The organism is Aeribacillus composti (assembly GCF_031760945.1).
Taxonomy (GTDB): domain Bacteria; phylum Bacillota; class Bacilli; order Bacillales; family Aeribacillaceae; genus Aeribacillus; species Aeribacillus composti.
Map to the genome: position 1 here is coordinate 2,003,124 of NZ_CP134501.1, position 15,978 is coordinate 2,019,101.

Here is a 15,978-nt window from a genome sequence, read left to right on the forward strand (position 1 = left end):
AGACGTCTATCTATAGACCTATTTCGGATAATGTCTAATGTTATATTTCATATTTTTAGTATATATTTTAATACTTTTAATATCAATAGTCTCTTGGGGGCTTAACTCTCATAGTAGATTGTAAAAAGGAATCACTATTATCCCCAAGGAGTGACGGTTCATGACTAAAATACAGCAAATAATCGGAGAAAGAATCCGAAATTTTCGCAAGCAGAAAGGGTGGAGTCAAGAAGAATTAGCAGATATAGCAAATCTACATGCTACTTATATTGGACAATTAGAAAGAGGTGAAAAAAACGCAACATTGGAAAGTATTAACAAAATCGCAACGGCGCTTGAGGTTTCTTTAGAGGAATTATTTAAATCTATTCAACCAAATTCAAAAAAACCAGATTATACTTTGTCGCAAATTATTACAAAACTTCAGGCAAGGCCGGTTGAAGATCAAAAATTCATACTAAACATGCTGGATCTCCTATTGAACTGGAAAGATAAGTAGCAGTATTCCAAAAAGGGGGAACAATCCCCCTCTTTTGGAACTTATTTATCATTTTACAGCATGTTAGCAACATGCTTTTCAGCATCTAATACATCCATCTCCCCTGATAAAAGCCGGGGCAGCAAAGCGTTTTGCAATTTTTTGAGCCGGTCATTTTCATTGGCATTTTGTATCATCATCGCATAATAATTGCTGGTGAAACGTATAAATTTTTTTAAAATATCATCCGGCGGAAGCACAATTTTCATTTTTTTTATCTCATCCGCGCTGACATTCGGCTGTGCAGATCCAGTAGACCGATCTAAAATTTTTTGGCGGAAATCCGGCAATTTAGTTATGGCATAGACAAATGGCAATGTATTCATTTCGTGCACGCTAGAATAAAATTTGCCGACACGTTGATTTAATAATGCGGGTTCTTCAAAATAGTAAATGCCGCATTTCCCGATTTCAGCGCCTGTTAGCCCAATGAGCAGATCTCCTTGTGTAATTTTGAAACGATCTAATCGATGGAATAAAGATGGATCTACATATGCTGCATCTTCTTTGTTGATGAAAGGCGGGACAATATTTTTTATTTTTATTACAGGTATGCCTTCACATTTCCATTCCTTGCTTTTAAAAGCATATCCATTTTGTAATTCTATAACTTCACCTAATGTTCCTGCCTTCCATCCTTTCGGAATCATTCCCAATTCAGAAATTTCGAACCCTCTATCTTTAAAAGGCCCAAACTCTATGAACCAGTATTTGTAAAGTGTCATGATCGTTTCATCGATCGTTTTATTTATCTTGATATTCAGTTCAATTTTATCATCAATTGTTCCTAATATGTCCGCAATCTTCTCTTGCGTCCGCATGTCCGGCAGCAATACGAGCGCATTTTTAATAGAATCCATGCTGACAGCCGGATACGCAGCTCCCTGTTCCTGAGAAACTAAATAATCTGTAAAAGATTGATTGGAAATAAGGTAATACACATACCTCGGATGAATATGCTCCGTAGGCCGAAGAACCGCAAAACCGGTCGATACAACTTGATTTTCTTTCGGATTTTTTAAAAACAAAAAGGATCTTCGATTCGGACGGACGGTCGAAAGAATTGTATCGCCTGCTCGAACCAGCCTTTTTGCTCTGCTGGGCGCTTCATGAATCAAATATTGCGATGTCTCCCTCAGTTCGCCTGTTCCAACAGACGAAATATCGATGTAATCGATCATTTGAAAGGGAAATTGTTTCGTTAATGATTCAGGATTTATTTGAACAATCTCACCAAGCCGAACTTTCTTCCAGCTCGCCACATAAATTCCTCCACATGCATTAATTTTGAAACTTTATGGGGCAGTCTAATAAGTCGATTTTCCGGCTTATAGACGCCCCTTTAATGTTTTAGAAACGTTGATATGTTGATATATCAATGCTTATGATGTTTCGTTTTCAGTGGATTTTGACTTTCTGGACAGCCCCATGACAATTCCGAAGCAACAATCAGATCGCTTCCCCAATTTTTCTAGTTATAGCTCGTTCAGAACATAATCCTCCTGTTTTGATCCATATTGATTAGCTTTTCATTTTCAATCAAAGCGGATAAAAAAGACTGCACTATTTTAATTTTTCTTCTGCTTCCGGCATGATGATAGATGTAAAAATTCTTTTTTTTCGGTTAGGAGCAGGCTGGTTTCCCATTAGCTTTTTCATCGCCCGGTTGACAGTTTGAGCAAATTGAAAAAACTCTTCGTCGCTTGCATAAAAGCGAACCTGCCGAAATCCCACCCCATCTTTTAGGAGATCGATTTGTTCTTGTCGTAAATATCTCTCATAATCCGCTAAAATATTGGCGATAAATCTCATAAATATGTTCAAATGTTCATCTCTGCTTATATGCTGCAAATCGCTGTCTTCGAGCCCAATCGTTTCATCCGGCAAGGCATAAACTTTTTCTATTGTTCCCCTTATCTTTCTTTTCTCAACGATTTCAATCAGCTTTGCTTCTTCAAGTTTTTTTAAATGTCTGTACAAGGATGCTTGCGGAACTTCCGGCAGAAACTCCATTATTTCCTGCACAGTCAAGCGTTTTCCGATCAATGTTTGAATGATCCGAATCCGTACCGGATGCAAGATTAAAGCAGCTTTTGATTCAATCATGAAAACACCTCATTGTACCGTTTGTTCAACCAATTTTTCAAATGGTCGCAAAGCTCTTCGTGAAGCGGTTGATCCGCATTTTTGATATAATTTTTTTTCATTTTCAACATATTAACCTCATCTTCTTGTTTTTTCAATAAATGATCCATATTTTGAATCATATAATATTCCAACTCCCCTTTCACTATAGCGGGGAGGCGGTTGAGCTTTTCCGGATCAGCTTGAACGTCCTTGTCACCGGTAATGGCCAAAACAGGGCATTCTATTTTTTTTAAATCTTCGAGCACATCGTATTGCAAATGCTCGCGAAACCATTTAGCATTTATTTTTTGAAAACCAACTTTGATCACATCTTGATCAGATTGCATGATTTTTTCAAAAAGGGCATTCGCCTTTTTTTCGTTTTTTTGCTCGATGTTAAACATGCGGATCATTTTTCCTTTTAAACCTGTTACATTGTTTAAAGCTTCATACACAAGCTTTCTCTGTCTCGTTAAAGCTTCTTCCAGCCGCTCCCCTGCCCCTGAGAGAAGAATGAGCCCATCCATTTTCTCCAAGGTGTTTAAAGCAACTGCCAATATTGTTCCTTCACTGTGCCCCAAGGCAATGATCCGATTTTCATCAACAAGCGGATGTTGTTTTAAAAATTGTACAGCGCTAGCTGCATCCCGGACGAAATCCCACATTCCTGCAGATAAATAATCGCCGCCGCTTTCACCAACTCCCCTTTTATCATATCGCAACACGATAAATCCTAAAGAAGTAAGAAATGATGCCAATTGCTTATATATATTCAACTGGAATTTTCCTTTTGCATCATTGCCGTCGCGATTCAACGGACCAGAACCGGAAAGAATGAGAATAGCCGGCTTTTTTTGGCTGTTCTGTAACACGGATAACGTTCCTTTTAACTCATATCCGCAGCTTTGAAAGCTGATAAATTGTTCAATCATGTTAATTTCTCCTTTATTTATGTTATTATTATCATTATCGATAATAATAACAAATAAGTCAAGAAAATTCTGATGATTGTTTTTTGCATATAAATGTTATCAGAATTGTGCCTTCAGCCCACAGCATATTGAAAGCAGCCGGCATCTGCGAACTGTTTTTTTGAGAAAAATCGTAAACATACAAAAGCCCTTAGAGAAAAACAGCTCTTTTTCTCTAAGGGCTTTATTTTAGAGACTAACGGACAGCACCGATTCAAATGTTCTATCATTCTACAACGGCTTTCCTATCAAAATCTTAATTTGGGAGCACTGCGTCGCTGACCATTTCCCATTCGTGAATCTCATACCCTCTAGCGCCAGTCACAACATATGGATCTTCTTTCGCAAGCTTTTCGGCCTCTTCAAAAGAGCTGGCGCGATAAATCACCATACCGCCTGTGCCGTCGGTAAATCTGCCTTTTGCAAATATTTTTCCTTCTTTTCCTTTCTGCTCTAAATAATTCAAGTGATCATTCCGAAACGCTTTGCTTTTTTCTTCATCTTTCATCGGCAATAATACGACAAAATATTTCATCTCAACCACTCTTTCTATTAGATTCATCGCTTACCATTTTACTTGAAGCTGTCAGTCTTGAAAAGCTTCATGTCTTAAGTTCCTAATGTCAATCAAATATTTCTTGCTGCATGCGAATGTGCTCTATTGCGCAATCTTCTTTGATGGAGCAGTTTGATCAATGGAGGTACTGCGATGCATACTAACACAATGCGCAGTACTTGAACGACCACAACAAATGTTGAATCTTCATGAAGTACAGCGGCTGTTGTAGCCATCTCCGTAATACCGCCCGGCGCAAATGCAAGAACTGCTGTGACAAAGGTTATTCCAGTCAGCTTTGAAACAATAAAAGCGCAAATAAACAAGGAAGGAATTAAACCAATCGTGCTGAATAAAGCAACCGCCATTGTTTTCCCTAGCCCTGTAAACATCTTTTTATGAAATTTCGAGCCGATGCTTGCAGCGATGAAAACTTGCGCCGCTATGATCAAAATGTTCGGCCACCATGGAGTCAAGTTGTGGCCTGCAAATGATGAGCCGGCTGCTTGAATACTAGCAGCACCAAGCATTCCGCCAACGAGCCAAGGTGCAGGGAACTTCAGCCGCTTTCCAATGTAATACCCTGCCAATGCCCCTAGTGCCAATACTGCCGTCCAAATCATTTCGTCCATTTCCAAGCTAGGAAAAATGAACGCTGATTGGTTGTTCGAAACTTCAAGCTTCTCAGAATGGACCGCAAATGAAGAAACAAGAAACGGGATCACAAGCACTACTAAAAATACCCGCATCGTTTGTATAATGCTGACGACACCAATGTTGCCCCCGACTTCTTCTGCTATGCCTGGTATAACAGACAAGCCCCCGGGCACCGTTCCGAACAAACTAGTCAATAAATCTGTATGACTGAACTTCCACAAAACGAGTCCAGACAGCAGCGAGAAAACAATGGACAAGAGAAGCATTGTCATGATGGACATCCAATGATCTCTAAAAATATCTATAACTGTCAAATTGATTTTTTGCCCTAATTCAATCGCCAAAATAAATTGCCCAGCATTCATCCAAAATCGGGGCAAAACATACTTGTCATCGGACGATGTTGAATTGGTATGGCTCCAAAATGAAAAAGCCCCTGCCATCACCAATGTTCCGAGCATCCAGCCGATGGAAAGGCCTGTTAGAGATAAAAGCAATCCTCCAATACTGCTGAATAAAATAAACGAAACATTGCGCAAGAAACCTTTCGTTCGTATCATTTCAATCCTTCTTTCTAAACAAAATATCTTGCGGCATTCGAACTTGCTACAAACATATTGTATACTTTTTTTAGATATAAATAAAATATCAATAATCTATGCATGATTATAAAAATTATTGATGGAAAAAGAGAGGTGATGACGATGGATGATCGAGACTGGCTTATTTTGAAAGTTCTCTACAACGAAAAAAACATTACAAAAGCTGCAAAAAATTTATATATTTCTCAACCAGCTTTAACAAACCGGCTTCAGCAAATTGAAAAGGAATTCGGTGTACAGATTGTTCATCGAGGAAGGCGGGGAGTTGAATTTACCCCGCAGGGAGAATATTTAGCGAAATGTGCGAATCAAATGCTGCTGAAAATACAAAAAATAAAAGAAAATGTTGTGAACATGGAGAACCGAGTAACCGGCACATTAAGATTAGGGGTTTCAAATTACTTTACAGATTATAAACTCCCCGGTCTTTTAAAGCTTTTTAAAAACGAGTATCCCGACATTGAATTTAAGGTCCTGACAGGCTCGAGCAGCGAGATAGCCCATTTGATCCACAGCCACGAAGTCCATGTCGCTTTCGTAAAAGGAGCTTACAGCTGGAACGATCAAAAACGATTACTATTTGAGGAATCCATTTGTATTGCTTCTAAAGACAAAATAGATCTCCGGGAGCTTCCAAATTTGCCGAGAATTGATTACCGGACGGATCCCTTGCTAAAAACGGCAGTGGACAATTGGTGGTTTGAGAATTACTCCCAACCACCATTGATCAGCATCGAAGTCGATAAAGCAGATACGTGCAAAAAAATGGTGTTGAACGGATTAGGTTACGCAATTTTGCCAAGCTTGATTTTAGATGATGCCGACGATATTTATAAAATCGATCTGAAATCGAAAAATGGGAAGCCCATTTTAAGAAAAACTTGGATGTTTTATCACAAGGAATCGATCCAACTGAAATTTGTGAAAGCGTTTGTCGAGTTTATGGAAAAGCTCGATTTTCAAAAAATTCCATAAAATGCTATGACACTCGTATAACCTTTTTCCTTACATATGTTGCTTGGAAAAAGGTTTTTCAAAATTTCCGCAAACGTAATTACGTTTGAAACCGTTCATAATGAATAATAGATTCCTTCCGAACCATTTCTTTTGCGGGCGGTTCCTTTTCAGGATAACCTAAACCTAATATTGCAACTACGCGGCGGTCTGATGGAATGTTTAAGGCTGTCCGGACAAAGTCTTCCCGTTTTTTTGATTCTGCTTGATCCTGTGAGTGATATATCGCACCAAAAGCAGCCCCTAAACCTAATTCAGTTGCAGTCAGCCATATAAAACCGCATGCGATCGAGGCGTCCTGCAGCCAATATTTGCTCACTTCCGGGCAGCCTGTAACGGCTATGGCCGCTTTCGCCTCTTTCAACCAAGAAACAAAAGGCGTGGCGTTTGCCAATTCATCAAGCTTTTCACGATTTGTTATAAGTATAAACTCCCTGGAAGGAAGATTGTTCCCAGAAGGGGCTAAATAAGCTGCTTCTAAAATTTGCTCCAACCGTTCATTTGGTATAGGCTGATCTAGAAACTTTGTCATTTCACGTCTTTTCTGTATAGCTTCAAAAACGTTCATGCACCTTCATCCTTCTTTCTATTTTTTCGCCTATTTTGCTTTCGTATGAATGTACCTTTTCATAAACGATTTTTTCCCTCTCCTGTTCAATACATGATATGGAATCATTATATCGATTCATATGGATCCACAAAAGAATCATTTTAGCCAAAACTTAGCAAGTTTCATTCCGAAAAATTAAAATATAGGAATGGACGAACAGCGTTATTATTTAGATGCTGCTGTCTATAATGGCAGCTTTATGATACCGACAGAGCCATTCACTTTACTTTTTAATTATTTCACAGTTTGAAGTTAATTTTTTTTTATTTATAAATAAAAATCCTAGTTTTGACACTAAATACAAGATAAAAAGAATTACTAAAGTTCTAGCAATTACATAACCATCAACAGCCAGCTTATATGCTTCAGGCACTAGTGAATTGGGTTCAATTAACAAATAAATTGAAATTATCAAAACAATAGAAATAAGTATATACCCTAAAGCTGAAACAGATTCTTTTGACATACATGTTTCTCCTTTTTATCCAATAATAACATTTTTTTGTTGGTACTGGAACATTAGAGATTTCTAAACAATGATAATTAAAATAATTGGAACAATACGCTAAAGCCGGATTGAAAGTGAAATCGGATAATAAGCAGCCAGTATTCACCCGTTATTATCCAATAGAGTATAAATGAAAATATTTAACGACAAGCTGGAAAGCTTCTTGAGTCGTAATCCATCGCTGCCTAAGATAACGAGACACACGCTTCATCGTTTTTTGAAGCCGGATTGAATATTAAAAAGATGCAGAAATAGTGACAGTAAAACTATCTATGCTCATATCACGAGATTAGAAAAGATCATCCTGCTCATTTCTAGATTATTAAAAGTGCACAACATAAAAAAACTTTCCCAAAAATCGCGGGAAAGAGTTTGGAAACGTCATGATTATTTGCCAAGCAAAAATGATACACAAATTCATTTTCAGTTATCCATTAACTGTTCGTTCAAAAATCCCTTATTGTTTGGCAGGTCGGGATGTTGTTAAAAAGGATATTTTCGATATTCTTTTTGAATCGAAATCCATTTTGTCATCGTAAATTCTTCTACCACCCAAGGATTTCCAAATCTACCCATTCCGCTCGACTTTGTTCCGCCAAACGGAATTGTCGGGCTGTCGTTGACTGTTTGATCATTGATATGAGTCATTCCGCTTTCAATTTGAAGTCCTAGTTGTTCACCTTCACTTAAATCCTCTGTAAAAATCGCAGAGCTTAAACCATATTCTGTATTATTCGCCATTTCAATGGCATGATCGTCTGATTCCGCTTTCATGATCGTAGCAATTGGTGAAAATAACTCAGTTTGAGCAAGCTTGCTGTTGTTATCAACATCCACAAATACAGTCGGAGTTAAAATATTTCCGATACGCTTCCCTTCCAACGCAATTTTTGCTCCTTCTTTTTTTGCTTCATTTATAATATTTAAAGCTTTTTCAATTTGTGTTTCGTTTATAAGCGGTCCAATAATTGTTTTCGGGTCAGACGGGTCTCCGTAAGGCAACGATTTGGCTTTTTCCACAAATTTTTGTACAAATTCATCATATTTATTTTTATGGACAATAATTCTGTTTACAATCATACAAATTTGACCTTGATGTATAAACTTTCCAAAAATAGCTGCATCAACAGCACGGTCTACATTTGCATCTGCCAGAACAATGAACGGGTTATTTCCGCCTAGTTCAAGGGCAACCCTTTTCAGCATGCTGCCGGCAATTTTTCCGATATGCTTGCCAACTGGCGTTGAACCAGTAAAGCTAATAAGCTGTGAATGCGGAGAAGTGAGCATGTCATCGCCAATTTCATCAATATCCGTTAAAATACATTGAAAAACACCTTTTGGCAGTCCTGCATATTCAAATGCCCTTGCAATGATTGATCCTCCTGTCAAGGCTGTTTGAATATCAGGTTTATGAACGACACTGTTTCCAAGTGCAATAGCAGGAGCAATTGTCCGAATGGATAAATTCATCGGAAAATTAAAAGGCGAGATGGATGTTATAACTCCTAAAGGAAGACGATAAACACGATTCACTTTCCCCTTTATATCGGCTTCAATTTCCCTCACTTCATCTAATTTCTTGGCCATTTTCACAGCTTCTTCCACAAGCCCTACCGTCAAGTCAAGTTCAACGTTAGCCTTTATGAAGCTTCCGCCTGTTTCACGAGAGATCACTTTTATGATTTCGTCGCGATTTTTTTTGAAAAATTCCGCTGCTTTCCGTAGCACTTCTTCTCGCTCACAAGAAGACGTTTTTCCCCATTCTTTTTGAGCTTCTTTTGCGTTTAAAAAAGCTTGTTCAAGTTGCTGTGAGGTCGCTAGCCGAATCGTTTGAATGACAGTTCCATCATAAGGATTCAAATTTTCATATGTTCTCTTACTTAATCCCTCGACCCATTCACCATTAATATAACTTTTGTTCAATTCCTCAAAGCGCTCCATATCGTTCCCCCTTTTACAATTTATTTATTTTAGTGTAGTTTTTTATAGTTCGCACAAAATTATTCTTGCTAAAGGCCGGAAAGCAAATGACAGATGAACTGTAAATTGGTTCCAAAAACAAAAAAAGAGCCGGACATAAGCTGGCTCTCATCTTCCTTTCAACAATATAAAAGATGCATACAATCCCGCTCAGCAGACATTGAAACCTAATCTGCTAATATAGCTATTTCCCCCATTTATACCCTACTCCCCAAACAGTGTGAAGAAATTGATCGATTGGAAAACCGGCTTGTCTCAGTTTTTCGCGAATATTTTTTATATGAGAGTCGATGGTTCGCTCTTCGGTCTCGGCATCGTATCCCCATAAGGACACAATGATTTCTTCCCTGCTGAACGCTCTGTTCGGGTGCTTTAAAAGCAGCCCTAAAATATCGAATTCTTTCGGCGTTAATAATATGTCTTCGTTTTGAAAATGGACTTTATGTTCTTCTTGATCCCACACCAATCCTTGAACATCAATAATTGAACGCTTTCCTGCGGAACGACGCAGCACCGCTTCGATGCGAGCAAGCAGTTCAGCTTCGTCAAACGGTTTTGTTATATAGTCGTCCGCACCGAGTTTGAGGCCTTTAACAATGTCGAATGTTTGGTCTCTTGCTGTTACCATTATAATAGGAACGTTTGAAAATTCTCTTATTTTCCGGCAGGTTTCCCAGCCATCCATTTCCGCCATCATAATATCGAGCAGGACAAGTTCAGCTTTGTTGTTTTCTAAATATCGGATGGCTGATAATCCTGATTCGCACTTGACGCAATGATATCCTTGAGGGGAAAGATAAAGATCCAGCAAGTCCAACATTTTTCTTTCATCATCAACGAGCAAAATCGTGTACATCCTTATACCTCCGGCAGCGTGATAACAACGTTTGTTCCTTTTCCGTATTCACTGGCGGCGTAAACCGTTCCTCCGTGCGCTTCGACGATCTCCTTAACAATGGCCAATCCGAGACCAGTACCGCCGCTTGTTCTTGATCTTGATTTATCCACTCGGTAAAATCGTTCAAAAATATGATGCAAATCTTCCTCTGGAATTCCGATTCCATTGTCTGAAACAATGATCACTATGCTGTTTTTCTCCGCTCTTGCTTCAATCGATACAACTGAGCCTTCATCGGAATATTTTAAAGCATTGTCCAACAAATTGATCATCACCTGCTCAAATCGCTTTTGGTCAATTTGGACGGTAATGTTTTTTTCACATTTATAGATAAGTGACATGTTTTTCTCATGAAACGCAGGTAGCATTTTGTCATGTAATTTCTTTAAGAAATCACACAAGTTGGCCGGTTCCTTATGGATTTGAAATGAATGTTGATCCATCTTTGCTAATTCAAACAGTTCCTTTACAAGCTTTTGCATATTCTCCGCTTCTTCATAAATAATGGACAAATAGCGGTTCCTCTCCTCTTCTTTTAGATTCGGCCTTCTTGCGATATCTGCATACCCTTTTACATATGTAAGAGGGGTTCGGAGCTCATGAGAAATGCTGGCAAGAAATTCTTTTCTTTCTTTTTTTAAATATTCCAAATCTCTCGCCAATGTTTGAATCGCTTCCCCCAGCTCCGCCAATTCGTCCTCCCCTTTCACTTGCAAGCGAACAGAAAAATCGCCTTTGCTCAATTTTTCGGTTGCCTGTTTCATACGAATAAGGGGATTTGTTATCACTTTTGATAAAAAAGCGATCGTCAAAATGGTTAAAAATACCGAAAGAAATCCAACCAAAACGAAATGATGCTTTAACTTATAGATCATTTTTTGAATAGCATCGGTATTTTGAAACATATAGACATACCCTTTGATCTTGCCGTCAATACGTATCGGGCTTACTGTCGCTATATGCGACTCTTTTTGCCAATTTCTTTGCACGATTATTCCGTCATGCGGAATCGTTCTGTCCATTGTATTTACAATTTTTTTGGCAAAAGGCAATATGTCATCGGAATAATACAATATATTGCCTTTCTCATTTGTAATCACTACATCCGTCACCGCTTCCGATTCCATCATCGTCACATGCTCCAGCGTGGAATGGTCAAAGTTTTTTTCCAGCACATCGCGATGGTTATTCCCTCTCGCCAATAGATGCTCAAACTCCTCCTCAATTCTTGAATTGACCAAAGTTATGTACAATGAGACAAATAAAATGATTTCGACTCCCAAAACAAATACGAAAAATAGCAGCCCTAATTTAAACGAAATTTTTTTCACTTTTTGTCCCTTCCTTATCAGCCAACTAGCTTTCTCTTCAAAAAGGAAAGCTCTTCGCCGCCTTTAACCGAACGTTCTGTTCTCATTTTTTCATTATATCATTTTCATCCAACGCTTATCTGTCCTCCCCCGTCCGAACTTTAAAACAGTGAGCGGATGCCAAATGCGGGCACACCTTTTGGCGAGTAAATAATTTTCGCATAAAAAAATTTACAGGATCAAAAAGGGACCGTCTCCATCATTTTTGCACATTTTTTTGTTAAAACAGATGCAAAGAAAATGTTAGGAGGAGGAATTAGAATGAAAAAAAATAGTAAGCTGCTGATTTTTCTTACCGTTTTAACAGCTTTCATGCTCTTTTCTGCATCATGTTCCAACGGAAGCAGCAACGGCCATACAGGAGAACATACGGAAGACATGAATCATGAAAAAATGGACCACGAAAATATGAATGATCATGCCAATCATAACGGAAAAGACACTCAGAGCACAAAAAATCAAGCCTTTTCCAAAGCGCCCGCACAATTTAATCCTAATGCTGAAGAAAGCTTAATTGTTCAAAACACGAAAAATATAACGAGAATTCCTGTTGCCGATCCAATTCGTGCATCCATTTACGTATCCCAAACCATTTGGCCTGCCACACATAAAGAAAATCAACCCGGAGCCGTTATTCTGTCGCCTGTTGGTCAATGGCAAACAACATTAGCCGGAGCTGACTTAATCCATCATCCAAATAACGGCCCGATCTTACTGATTCATCAAGATCACATTCCCGATAAAGTGTTGAGTGAAATCAAACGGTTAAATCCGACTGGGAACCGGAACGGCACTCAAATTGTTGTGTTAGGAGATGTTTCAAACAATGTCATCAACCAGTTGTCAGGTTATAAAATAGAACAGATCAAAGGAAAAAATCCCGCAGAATTCGCAAGAAATGTCGATCAAGCTTATGCAGAAGTATCCGAAGGCTATCCAGAAAGCGTGATCATCGTTTCTTCAGAGGATCAACATAAACTATATTCCATACCAGCCGTTAATTGGATTTCCCATATGCCTGAGCCTATACTGTTTGCTGCTGAACACGAGCTTCCTAAAGAAACGAAAGATGCGCTTAAGAAACGGAACAAGAAAGCAAACATTTATATTTTAGGACCAGAGAAGGTTATTTCTAAAGATGTAGAAAATCAATTGAAAGAATACGGGACTGTTCATCGAATAGCTGGAAATGACCCTGTAACCACTTCGATTGAATTTGCCAAATTTAAAGATAAAGACACTCAATTCGGATGGGGTATAACGGAACCGGGCCATGGTGTTTCTTTTATTTCAACAGATTCACCAGAGCTTGCTTTAGCTGCCGCTCCGTTTTCACATCTCGGCAAACATGCACCGATGATTTGGTTAAACAAAGGACAGCTTCAACAAGAAACATATGATTTCTTGGCAAGCATCAAGCCAACCTTTCAAGATGACCCGACAACAGGTCCTTACAATCATGGTTTTATCATCGGAGATCAAAAACAAATTTCCTTTCAAACACAAGGAATTCTAGATGACAAGCTTGAAATTGCTCAGGAAGACGGACACGGGCATGGAGGGCATTAAGGAAAACCGGGCGTGAAAATTGAACGCCCGGTTTTCCTTAACTTTTTAAAGTAAATAAACAGCTTCATATGGTAAGTGTGAAAGGTCGCTTCCATTTAGCTTCCTGCTGTTTGAGGAATTTTATATTCTTTCTGCCCCCCGAGGACCAAGTAAATTTTTTCCATTTCCCAAAATAACAAAAAGTGCAAAACTAAGAATCGTACAAGACACATCATCTGTTGTTAATTGTATATTTCCCTATTTATTGAAAACATTGAGTATTCTTCATGATGAATAAACTGGCGTTTTCAATTAACTAAAAATGTTTGAAAATGGCGGATTAACAAGAGATAAATTTGTGTATCGGTTTCTTTCCTTTTTATGCTGCGAGGACAGCAAAGGGTTGATTGCCAGTTCAAATGTATACGGAATTTCTATAAACCTTTAACTGATGTATTTGTGCTCGCCTTATTATTTCTAATCAATTTAGCAAGAAAGCTTCAGGCTTCTACCGATAAGTAAATTACACTTTAAATTTTTTTAAACTGATTTCCTTCCCGTTCTGTTACATTAAACCTGAAGACCGAATATTTTACAAAGAAAATACAGGAGTGATCCTGTCTGTTACCTAATTCAAAATAGGAATTTGCATATAAGAAGGAGAGATTTTGAAATTGCTGCTTGCATCTTTAATCTTTTCAAACAATTCTTCTTTGCTTTTCGGCATCGATTCATTTGAAGGAAAAATTTTAGCTTGTACAAGAGTTTGGAAGGTTTCCATAACCCACGGTTTCTCTAAATGGGCTTTTCTTATTAATTTATCCTGTTCGAATACTGTGGCCGGATCTCCATAACAAAGGATTTCCCCGTCATTCATGACGATAAGCTCATCAGCCCACTCGAAAGCAAGATTCACATCATGGGTGGATAAAATAATAGTTTTTCCCTGTTTTTGTATGTGATCTAATACTTTCATGATTTGTTTCGAGTAATAAGAATCGAGACCGGCTGTCGGCTCATCAAGAATCATGATGTCAGGATCCATCGCAAGGACCCCTGCTATAGCGACACGCTTTTTTTGCCCTAGACTTAAAAAATGGGTAGGTTTATCTTTAAATCTTGTCGTCTCTGTCTGTTCCATGGCCCACTCTACTTTACGTAAGACTTCTTCCTTTGATAAACCCAAGTTTTGCGGACCAAAAGAAATATCTTGGATGACACTGGCAGAAAACAATTGAGAATCCGGGTCTTGAAAAACGATTCCCACCTGCTTGCGCAGCGAAAGCAGCGATTTTCGATCATACGCCACTTCTTTTCCTTTAAAACGAATCGCTCCATTTGTTGGCCGCAGAATTCCGTTTAAATGTAACAGCAGTGTAGATTTCCCAGCACCGTTATTTCCTAATAAGGCTATTTTCTTTCCTTGCTTAATTGTAAGAGTGACGTTTCTCAAAGCAATGGTACCATCAGCATAACAATGAGATAATTGATCGATATTAAAAAGAATTGGCTGCATCATAAGATTCCTCCAAACTGTACATAAATGATCATCATTCCTGCAAAAATGATTGCGATGGTGAACCAATTGACAGAGGAGTAGCGATACGATTGATCAAAGAACAAAATCTCCTCTTCATATCCTCTGGAGTTCATAGCAATTGTTAATTGTTTCGTCCGTTCAAATACTTTTAAAAACAGGACAGAAATCAATAGTCCAAGCGACTTCATGCCTTGTCTAATGGTTATATACCCAAGCCGGGAAGACTGCGATTGATATATTGTTACTGATTCTTCCAAGAATACAAAAATGAATCGATACGTTAACGTAATCAACTCAATAAATAATGGAGGTAACTTTAGCTTCCGCAATACTTGGAGAATGGCTGTCAATGGTGTCGTTAAAATCAAAAAGTATAAACAGCTCACACTGCTCAGTACCATAAAAACAAGATTTACCGATCGATTGAGACTTTCTTTGCTTATGAAAATTTGCCAGTCACCTATATGCGTGGACCAAATAACATCCGAGTTGAAAGTTTGGCCATCGGTGAAAGAGATGAGGATCGTGACGATTCCTGAAAATAGAAAAAACATTGGTATTGCAAGCAGTTTCATATAATATGACAGAGGAATCCTTGCGACAACAACAATAAAAGTACTCAATACTATAAAAGCGAAGAGAGACACCAAAGGGGCTTTGGCGATTAAAATAAACAAAAGCAAGCAAAGAGAAAGCGTGATTTTTTCCACTGGATGAACATTACGCAGCCCGTTGAAATACGCATATTTATCGATCAGCAGCATACGGCACCTTCTTGTCTTTTTCACCAGCCTGTTTATTTTTTCCTCTCATCAGGCCAATAAAATATCCGATAAACCCAGCCCCGATTGCCGCTTGCAAAGCGAATAACAAGCTTTCAATTTCTCCGCTTGGAGGCTCCCAAAGAGCTTGAAACCATGGTTTATATTCAGGCGCAATTTTACTGATTTCTTCTTCCGCTTGTCCATCTGCCCCGCCGAACTCTGCATTTTGATGGATCAAAAGCGGGAACACACTGAGCATCACCACAATTAAAAGCAGTATGAAATTCTTCAT

Annotated in this window: 16 protein-coding genes; 3 read left to right on the top strand and 13 right to left on the bottom strand. The window is 38.5% G+C overall.

Going from position 1 to position 15,978, the window contains the following annotated elements; genetic code table 11:
- Positions 1-160 precede the first annotated feature (160 nt).
- A complete protein-coding gene (locus tag RI196_RS09705) occupies positions 161-499 on the top strand; it encodes a helix-turn-helix domain-containing protein (protein WP_063387802.1) in 339 nt (112 codons plus the stop codon).
- Between the two features lie 53 nt (positions 500-552).
- On the opposite strand, the gene RI196_RS09710 is transcribed toward RI196_RS09705, so the two are convergent.
- The 5 genes from RI196_RS09710 to RI196_RS09730 all read right to left on the bottom strand — a co-directional run bounded on the left by RI196_RS09710 (position 553) and on the right by RI196_RS09730 (position 5,409).
- Positions 553-1,800, bottom strand: a complete 1,248-nt coding sequence (locus RI196_RS09710; protein ID WP_066251614.1) for a restriction endonuclease subunit S — start codon at positions 1,798-1,800, stop codon at positions 553-555.
- 301 nt (positions 1,801-2,101) lie between these two features.
- The gene (locus tag RI196_RS09715; protein WP_311066137.1) at positions 2,102-2,644 is read right to left on the bottom strand and encodes a helix-turn-helix domain-containing protein; all 543 of its coding nucleotides are present in this window, start codon (positions 2,642-2,644) and stop codon (positions 2,102-2,104) included.
- Positions 2,641-3,597, bottom strand: coding sequence for an alpha/beta hydrolase (locus RI196_RS09720; RefSeq protein WP_311066138.1), 957 nt, complete (start codon positions 3,595-3,597; stop codon positions 2,641-2,643). Before RI196_RS09720 ends, RI196_RS09715 begins: the two co-directional genes overlap by 4 nt.
- A 295-nt stretch (positions 3,598-3,892) precedes the next feature.
- Positions 3,893-4,171 (bottom strand): YciI family protein, encoded by a 279-nt coding sequence (locus RI196_RS09725; protein WP_063387797.1) that lies wholly within the window; start codon positions 4,169-4,171, stop codon positions 3,893-3,895.
- Between the two features lie 92 nt (positions 4,172-4,263).
- Positions 4,264-5,409, bottom strand: coding sequence for an AbrB family protein (locus tag RI196_RS09730; RefSeq protein WP_311066139.1), 1,146 nt, complete (start codon positions 5,407-5,409; stop codon positions 4,264-4,266).
- A gap of 144 nt (positions 5,410-5,553) precedes the next feature.
- Here RI196_RS09730 and RI196_RS09735 point away from each other — a divergent pair, with 144 nt between their 5' ends.
- Entirely contained in the window at positions 5,554-6,426 is an 873-nt protein-coding gene (locus RI196_RS09735; protein WP_063387795.1) for a LysR family transcriptional regulator, read from the top strand.
- 79 nt (positions 6,427-6,505) lie between these two features.
- Here RI196_RS09735 and RI196_RS09740 read toward each other — a convergent pair whose 3' ends face one another.
- From RI196_RS09740 to RI196_RS09760, 5 genes are all read right to left on the bottom strand, one after another.
- Positions 6,506-7,033 carry a nitroreductase family protein gene (locus tag RI196_RS09740; RefSeq protein ID WP_066251605.1) on the bottom strand — a complete coding sequence of 176 codons (528 nt, stop codon included), beginning with the start codon at positions 7,031-7,033 and terminating at the stop codon, positions 6,506-6,508.
- Positions 7,034-7,298: 265 nt separating this feature from the next.
- A complete protein-coding gene (locus RI196_RS09745; protein WP_311066140.1) occupies positions 7,299-7,541 on the bottom strand; it encodes a hypothetical protein in 243 nt (80 codons plus the stop codon).
- A gap of 525 nt (positions 7,542-8,066) precedes the next feature.
- A complete protein-coding gene (locus RI196_RS09750) occupies positions 8,067-9,527 on the bottom strand; it encodes an aldehyde dehydrogenase family protein (protein WP_094245888.1) in 1,461 nt (486 codons plus the stop codon).
- 223 nt (positions 9,528-9,750) lie between these two features.
- On the bottom strand, positions 9,751-10,422 hold the full coding sequence (locus RI196_RS09755; RefSeq protein ID WP_063387789.1) for a response regulator transcription factor: 672 nt from the start codon (positions 10,420-10,422) through the stop codon (positions 9,751-9,753).
- Positions 10,423-10,424: 2 nt separating this feature from the next.
- Positions 10,425-11,795: a sensor histidine kinase gene (locus tag RI196_RS09760; protein WP_063387788.1), complete on the bottom strand. Its 1,371-nt coding sequence runs from the start codon at positions 11,793-11,795 to the stop codon at positions 10,425-10,427.
- A gap of 300 nt (positions 11,796-12,095) precedes the next feature.
- Here RI196_RS09760 and RI196_RS09765 point away from each other — a divergent pair, with 300 nt between their 5' ends.
- Complete coding sequence (locus RI196_RS09765; RefSeq protein ID WP_311066141.1) at positions 12,096-13,403, top strand: cell wall-binding repeat-containing protein; 1,308 nt, start codon at positions 12,096-12,098, stop codon at positions 13,401-13,403.
- A 607-nt stretch (positions 13,404-14,010) separates the two neighbouring features.
- Here the strand turns inward: RI196_RS09765 and RI196_RS09770 are convergent.
- Genes RI196_RS09770 through RI196_RS09780 form a run of 3 tightly spaced genes read right to left on the bottom strand, consistent with a single transcriptional unit; the run spans position 14,011 to position 15,978 of the window.
- Positions 14,011-14,901: an energy-coupling factor ABC transporter ATP-binding protein gene (locus tag RI196_RS09770; RefSeq protein ID WP_375338747.1), complete on the bottom strand. Its 891-nt coding sequence runs from the start codon at positions 14,899-14,901 to the stop codon at positions 14,011-14,013.
- Positions 14,898-15,686, bottom strand: coding sequence for a cobalt ECF transporter T component CbiQ (gene cbiQ / locus RI196_RS09775; RefSeq protein WP_311066142.1), 789 nt, complete (start codon positions 15,684-15,686; stop codon positions 14,898-14,900). Before cbiQ ends, RI196_RS09770 begins: the two co-directional genes overlap by 4 nt.
- The gene (locus RI196_RS09780) at positions 15,670-15,978 is read right to left on the bottom strand and encodes an energy-coupling factor ABC transporter substrate-binding protein (protein WP_311066143.1); all 309 of its coding nucleotides are present in this window, start codon (positions 15,976-15,978) and stop codon (positions 15,670-15,672) included. The genes cbiQ and RI196_RS09780 overlap by 17 nt, the downstream gene beginning before the upstream one ends.

Coding starts and splice junctions, on each gene's coding strand:
- RI196_RS09750 (WP_094245888.1), bottom strand. CDS start 9,527: ATGGAGCGCTTTGAGGAATTGAACAAAAGTTATATTAATGGTGAATGG.
- RI196_RS09735 (WP_063387795.1), top strand. CDS start 5,554: ATGGATGATCGAGACTGGCTTATTTTGAAAGTTCTCTACAACGAAAAA.
- RI196_RS09740 (WP_066251605.1), bottom strand. CDS start 7,033: ATGAACGTTTTTGAAGCTATACAGAAAAGACGTGAAATGACAAAGTTT.
- RI196_RS09765 (WP_311066141.1), top strand. CDS start 12,096: ATGAAAAAAAATAGTAAGCTGCTGATTTTTCTTACCGTTTTAACAGCT.
- RI196_RS09730 (WP_311066139.1), bottom strand. CDS start 5,409: ATGATACGAACGAAAGGTTTCTTGCGCAATGTTTCGTTTATTTTATTC.
- RI196_RS09755 (WP_063387789.1), bottom strand. CDS start 10,422: ATGTACACGATTTTGCTCGTTGATGATGAAAGAAAAATGTTGGACTTG.
- RI196_RS09725 (WP_063387797.1), bottom strand. CDS start 4,171: ATGAAATATTTTGTCGTATTATTGCCGATGAAAGATGAAGAAAAAAGC.
- RI196_RS09780 (WP_311066143.1), bottom strand. CDS start 15,978: ATGAAGAATTTCATACTGCTTTTAATTGTGGTGATGCTCAGTGTGTTC.
- RI196_RS09720 (WP_311066138.1), bottom strand. CDS start 3,597: ATGATTGAACAATTTATCAGCTTTCAAAGCTGCGGATATGAGTTAAAA.
- cbiQ (WP_311066142.1), bottom strand. CDS start 15,686: ATGCTGCTGATCGATAAATATGCGTATTTCAACGGGCTGCGTAATGTT.
- RI196_RS09705 (WP_063387802.1), top strand. CDS start 161: ATGACTAAAATACAGCAAATAATCGGAGAAAGAATCCGAAATTTTCGC.
- RI196_RS09715 (WP_311066137.1), bottom strand. CDS start 2,644: ATGATTGAATCAAAAGCTGCTTTAATCTTGCATCCGGTACGGATTCGG.
- RI196_RS09745 (WP_311066140.1), bottom strand. CDS start 7,541: ATGTCAAAAGAATCTGTTTCAGCTTTAGGGTATATACTTATTTCTATT.
- RI196_RS09770 (WP_375338747.1), bottom strand. CDS start 14,901: ATGATGCAGCCAATTCTTTTTAATATCGATCAATTATCTCATTGTTAT.